Annotated in this window: 9 protein-coding genes; 7 read left to right on the top strand and 2 right to left on the bottom strand. The window is 34.9% G+C overall.

Annotation, left to right across the window (positions count from 1 at the left end; genetic code table 11):
- Together AC06OU_RS15570 and AC06OU_RS15565 are read left to right on the top strand one after the other, a co-directional pair.
- The coding region (locus AC06OU_RS15570) for a hypothetical protein (RefSeq protein WP_475856987.1) at positions 1–372 on the top strand (372 nt) is incomplete at its 5' end.
- A gap of 36 nt (positions 373–408) precedes the next feature.
- Positions 409–816: a hypothetical protein gene (locus AC06OU_RS15565; protein WP_475856985.1), complete on the top strand. Its 408-nt coding sequence runs from the start codon at positions 409–411 to the stop codon at positions 814–816.
- A 136-nt stretch (positions 817–952) separates the two neighbouring features.
- On the opposite strand, the gene AC06OU_RS15560 is transcribed toward AC06OU_RS15565, so the two are convergent.
- Positions 953–1,963, bottom strand: a complete 1,011-nt coding sequence (locus AC06OU_RS15560; protein WP_475856983.1) for a hypothetical protein — start codon at positions 1,961–1,963, stop codon at positions 953–955.
- A 244-nt stretch (positions 1,964–2,207) separates the two neighbouring features.
- Between AC06OU_RS15560 and AC06OU_RS15555 the strand changes: the two genes are divergently transcribed.
- From AC06OU_RS15555 to AC06OU_RS15545, 3 genes are all read left to right on the top strand, one after another.
- On the top strand, positions 2,208–2,357 hold the full coding sequence (locus AC06OU_RS15555; RefSeq protein WP_475856981.1) for a hypothetical protein: 150 nt from the start codon (positions 2,208–2,210) through the stop codon (positions 2,355–2,357).
- 14 nt (positions 2,358–2,371) lie between these two features.
- Entirely contained in the window at positions 2,372–3,184 is an 813-nt protein-coding gene (locus tag AC06OU_RS15550) for an alpha/beta hydrolase (RefSeq protein ID WP_475856980.1), read from the top strand.
- Between the two features lie 70 nt (positions 3,185–3,254).
- On the top strand, positions 3,255–3,725 hold the full coding sequence (locus AC06OU_RS15545) for a DUF5412 family protein (RefSeq protein WP_475856978.1): 471 nt from the start codon (positions 3,255–3,257) through the stop codon (positions 3,723–3,725).
- 150 nt (positions 3,726–3,875) lie between these two features.
- On the opposite strand, the gene AC06OU_RS15540 is transcribed toward AC06OU_RS15545, so the two are convergent.
- Positions 3,876–4,142 carry a DUF3055 domain-containing protein gene (locus AC06OU_RS15540; protein WP_169359644.1) on the bottom strand — a complete coding sequence of 89 codons (267 nt, stop codon included), beginning with the start codon at positions 4,140–4,142 and terminating at the stop codon, positions 3,876–3,878.
- Positions 4,143–4,229: 87 nt separating this feature from the next.
- Between AC06OU_RS15540 and AC06OU_RS15535 the strand changes: the two genes are divergently transcribed.
- Together AC06OU_RS15535 and AC06OU_RS15530 are read left to right on the top strand one after the other, a co-directional pair.
- Positions 4,230–4,691 carry a DUF86 domain-containing protein gene (locus AC06OU_RS15535; RefSeq protein ID WP_251556621.1) on the top strand — a complete coding sequence of 154 codons (462 nt, stop codon included), beginning with the start codon at positions 4,230–4,232 and terminating at the stop codon, positions 4,689–4,691.
- Positions 4,678–5,301: an HAD-IIA family hydrolase gene (locus tag AC06OU_RS15530; RefSeq protein ID WP_475856976.1), complete on the top strand. Its 624-nt coding sequence runs from the start codon at positions 4,678–4,680 to the stop codon at positions 5,299–5,301. Before AC06OU_RS15535 ends, AC06OU_RS15530 begins: the two co-directional genes overlap by 14 nt.
- Positions 5,302–5,360 lie beyond the last annotated feature (59 nt).

The raw sequence follows: 5,360 nt of genomic DNA, 5'->3' as shown, positions 1-5,360 counted from the left end.
GAATACATCCTTGATGTGATGTCCAATCACAATTTAACTGAAGAAGAAGAAGCAGTAAGATTAGATTTTGAAAAAAATTGGAAAGAAAATAAAGTTAAATTTGGTGATGAAGTAAGATGTATTGCAGCGTTATATTTGGATTTATTAGGAAGTTTTAAGACAGAAAAAACAAAAAAAATAATGATTAGATGTGTAAATGATTTAGCTATGCATAGTATTGTACCTAAAACTACGGAAGGATTTACTGAGGTAAATGTATTATTAGATTTTAATTGTTACTGGAATTTTTCTAATTTCGAGAAGAAAAAACTTATATTAGAAAAAATAAACGAAGGAATATTACTGATAGCAAATGAATTTTTCTTGGGATAATGTTATGCTAACGGGTAGCAGGAAGGAGAGAGTGCATTGAGCTTAGCAAGCTATATTGGATGTAATGTAGAAATCCCTCTGAGCGATGAAGGGTCAGAAGATTTGATTATAATAGGAAACTGTTTTTCAGATAAGTATAACCAACGAGATGTGAAAAAACATCAATTTACCACTCCTTTTGTTTACGAAATATCAAGTGACTGGGGAATAGAGATTTCGCAATATATCAACCAAAATACATGTGCCGAATCCAAAGAAAAACTAATTGAACTGTGTAAAATTATGGACAGTTACATTGATAGAGGTGATTATTTTGAACTGTATAGTTGTTGGGTCGGAGAAGAGGCTGATAAGCGGGTAGATGAGATAACGCTTCGAATCAATAACTTTGACATTGAACAGATTGAAATGCCTGAAAAAACGTTAGTTAGATTTGAAAAATGAGCCAGGAGAATTATCCTAGCTCATTTTTATATCTATTTAAAATCAGCCTTTACCTTTAACATAGCCTTTTCTCATAACATCATAGTGTTTGGACTTACTGCTGGAAATTTGCTGGAGCAAATAATAGAATAAGTCATTAAGAGTTAGTTGCAGCGTTATTATTAAGAATAATATTAACTTTTTCTACCAGTTCAACAATCTCAGGGTGTATTATATTCTCTTCTTCTAAGATTAAATTAGCTGTATCTATTTCCTTGAACACATCTTGTATTGATTTTAATTGATTCAGCTGCTCGGATGTTGGTGGCTTGTTGTCGATTTGGTAAAGTAAGTTGATTAGGTTTGCTAAAGAGACTTTTAGCTCTGGATTTAGGTTAGTGGCCATCTCCAACAATCTCTCTGCATTACTTATATTCTCTAGCATTGGACCGATGGCCAGCCATCTCTTTTCCTCATCTTGAAGATCTTTCTCACTTTCTTGAATAAAGGAAGCGTTAGTTGTAAAAGCCATGTCTATGAATTGAAATGCTTCCTGAAAAAAGGCATAAGATGCGGTCTCATTATAGTGATTATTTGTGTTTTCTTTCTTATAAAATGTTTCTTTCAAGTATCCGTGTTCATCTTTATCAAATTTGAAACTCTGTACAGTTCTATCAGAGTGCTGCGCTTTAATCATGACGATTAATGGTTTTCTTTCAAAAATGGTTGTACTAAAATCTATATAGCCTAATTGAACATATTCATCAAAAAGAGGATAGGTTTTATCACCGTCTTTAACGACCAACAACCACTTCTGCCCATCATCCCATGCATAACGGCCGTTCTCCATTTTTCCTGCATCTACATGCAATTCAATTATTTCATCTTCACCATCGCCATCGATGTCGATTTTAGTTGTTTTATAAAGTGCAACAGGATACTTTTCAATATCTTTTGCGAGAATCATAGAATAATCTTTATTCACTTCTTCATTCATCGCCAGCTCCAGTGTGGTTTTTTCCTCCTTTAGATTGTCTTTTTCTAATGAAAGTTGTTCTAGTTGCTTTTTAAGCTTGTTAATTTCGTTGGCTTGATCTGTGTCTGACTGATCAGCGCAACCAACAAGTATACCTATTAAGCATACGATTCCCAGTAAAAGTCCTCTCATTTTATTATTTCCTCCTATATAGCAGTAATAAATATTAATTCTCTATTCTTTTGGTTATACCTCTTTCAATTACCTAATTGAAAGGAAAAAATGATTTCCGCTCATATGAAGGTGATAAGGTTCAAACACAACAAGTTGAGATGCTCAATAATCTTTCCATATCTATGTTTGGAAATATTTAGTGTGTTAATATGTTATAAGAGAAATAGTAATTGCTATAAAAATACTATTTGGAGGAAAGAGAGTGAATTCAAACACTAACCGTTTAGCATACAATGAAACAGAAGTTTACTGGAAGAATTATCAGAGATTTTTTCCTGAAGAATTGCGTATAAATGACAATAACCTACCTGCTGAAGAATGGTGGGTTTGGAATGACTATCATAACATCTAGATCGAATGACTGCTTTGGATTCGAACATTAAAGTTGTTTTACTACATGGTGCAGGTGGAAACGGGCGACTATTGGCTCCCTATGCTCTGATGTTACAAGCATATGGATATGATGTTGTATCTCCAGACCTTCCTCCTTATGGTCTTAGTTACACCGAGTCAGTGAAATCTATGGAATACTATGATTGGATAGAAATAATTTCAGAGTTTATTAAACAGGAATTCAATCGAGACGGTAAGCCAATTGTTTTATTAGGGGCAAGTATCGGAGGCATGCTAGCATATCATGTGGCTAGTATGAGTAAGCAAGTGAAAGGTTTGATTGTTACGACTTTTGTAGATACAAGTAATCAGAGGGTTCGTGATCAAATTGCCCCCAATAAGTTAATTAGCCGACTAGGTAAATTCACGTTGGATCGCGTCCCTCTTGTATTAGATTCGTTTCTGATCTCCGTTTCTAAAGTATCAAGAATGAAGTTAATCACAAATAATTATGAGCTGACGAAACTAATTATTCAAGATTCTCGAGCTGCGGGGACAAAAATTCCTTTGCGATTTCTAAGAACCTTTTTAAATGCGAAACCAATTATTGAACCTGAATATTTTGATGCTTGTCCTATATTACTTGTCCATCCTGAAGTAGATCCGATGACGCCATTTAAATTAAGTGAATCTTTTTATAAACGACTGAAATGTAAGAAGAGATGTGTAATTTTAGAAGGAGCTGGCCATTTTCCTATAGAACAACCTGGTGTCGAACAGATGAAAACAGCTGTCCTAGCCTTTTTGAATGAGATAGAAATTACTTTTGAGTCAAAAGAAGATTAGAATTAACTATATATAACCAGTGCTTAGGTGGAAATATACGACTTATTATTAATGAGGTTGGTGCTCAATATTGAACAATACGCTTTTTAATCTATTAGTTTTTGTAGGACTGGGTTCAACCCTTTTTACTATCGTGCTTTTAATAGTACTAATTTCAATTAAATTCATTCGCAAGAAACCAAAAGGCCTTCCTAAAAAAGTCTTTGTTTCTATGAGTATTTTAGGCATAACATCGGCAGTTTTTTGGAGTAGTTGGATGGTTAATCCTAATTTCTTACCTCAAGGACATCCTGGTCAAACCGTACACTCTCCAAATGGCGATTTTAAAGCTCAGGTATATCATATGTCTAGATTTATAGATTATAAAAATGTAAGAGTAGACATAATTAACAATGAAACGAAAAAGAAAGAAATGATTTATTATGACTATGTAGATAAAGCATTAGACATTATGTGGGTAGGGGATGACACTTTAAAGATTGAAGAAAAATATTTACAGGTTGACAAGGATAAATTTGATTATAGAACACAGGGGACTTGAACAATCGCGAACGTGATGGGGTAAATAAGTAAAATGAGCATAGAAGCATAGCTTCCAGCTCATTTTTTTGTGCATTATAACTTAACCATTTAAGAGATGCTTTCTCCCAAACGTGTACAGAGAACTTTTCTGATTATATCAGGGTCATCATTAACTCAGTAATTCTCTTAAATATTCTCTAAGCTCTAATGCTTCCTCTTCGGATCTATTAAAAATATGCTCTAGGTAGCCCGGTTCTTCTACATCATCTGAACCTATGATGGCTGACCGATTGTATTGTATATCCATTACAAGAACTTTTCCAAAAAATCGAGAGCTCTGTACGATCGCTAAGTCGTAACGCTGAGACTCGCCTGTAAATCCAACAAATCTTGTTTTTGTATCTTCGACATCATCATATAAAAAGAATCGCTCCACCCTTGACACTCCTTCCTTACCTAACAATTATGGTACTATAGAATAGAAGTAGATATCAACGAAAACAAGAAATTAGGAGGCTGTACCATGTATTTTGTGGACCGTAAAAGTATAGCAATGACACTAAAGCATATGAGAGAATTGTTAGTGTTAATTGATGGCAATAAAGACTGGAATGAAAACGAAATTACCAAGTTAGCCCTGGAGCGAGTTGGACAAAATATGATTGAGTCTGTTATAGATGTAGGTAATTCTATGATTGATGGCTTCATCATGAGAGATCCAGGTGGCTATGACGATATAATTGATATTTTAACCGATGAAAAAGTTATTACACCTGAAATGGATGCCCCTTTAAAAGCTGTGATTGAAATGAGAAAAGAGCTTGTAAGACATTTCTTTTCCGTTGACCATAAACAATTAGAAAGCGTATTGGTGGAAAACCTTCCTTATTTAAAACAGTTCCCTGAAAGAGTAGAAAATTATTTAATTAACGAACTTGGACCAGTTTCGGCATTTTTACCGGAGGACTCCGATGTCCGCCTATAAAGGATACTTTTTAGATTTAGATGGAACTGTTTATAAGGGACAAACACCAATTCGTGAAGCTGTCGATTTTGTTCATTATTTGCAAAATAAAGGAATCGAGCCTTTCTTTGTGACAAATAATTCATCGATGACTCAAAAGCAATTACAGCAGAAGCTCGCAAAGATGGAAATTCAAACATCTGAGGAGCAAATCATTTCTTCTAGTATTGCTGCAGCTAATTATATTGCAGAGCATTATCCTGCAAAAAGTGTTTTCATGATCGGGGAAGAGGGACTCAGCGATGCCCTTGCCTCTGTTGGGATTGAGACGACTGATGAGCTAGCGGAAGTTGTCGTAATGGGAATAGACCATCAAGTGAATTATGAGAAGCTTGCGCAGGCTTGTTTATCAGTGCGAGCAGGAGCGGCATTTATTTCTACTAATAGTGACCATGCGTTTCCAAGCGAGAGAGGGTATCTTCCTGGCAATGGTGCATTCACGAAATTAGTAGAACATTCTACTGGTGTTGAGCCAATTTTTACTGGAAAGCCACAGCCGTTTATGCTGGAGTTTATTCAAAAAAAGTATGGTGTTAAAAAAGAAGAGATGGATATGGACGGAGACAACTAACAAACAGATATCCTTACGGGGATACATATGGGAATTGATACAGCACACGTCAATACAGG

This window comes from Psychrobacillus sp., assembly GCF_056205495.1.
Note: the sequence above shows the minus strand (reverse complement) of the source record. Positions and strands in the feature narration are given on the sequence as shown.

Coding starts and splice junctions, on each gene's coding strand:
- AC06OU_RS15560 (WP_475856983.1), bottom strand. CDS start 1,963: ATGAGAGGACTTTTACTGGGAATCGTATGCTTAATAGGTATACTTGTT.
- AC06OU_RS15535 (WP_251556621.1), top strand. CDS start 4,230: ATGTATTTTGTGGACCGTAAAAGTATAGCAATGACACTAAAGCATATG.
- AC06OU_RS15530 (WP_475856976.1), top strand. CDS start 4,678: ATGTCCGCCTATAAAGGATACTTTTTAGATTTAGATGGAACTGTTTAT.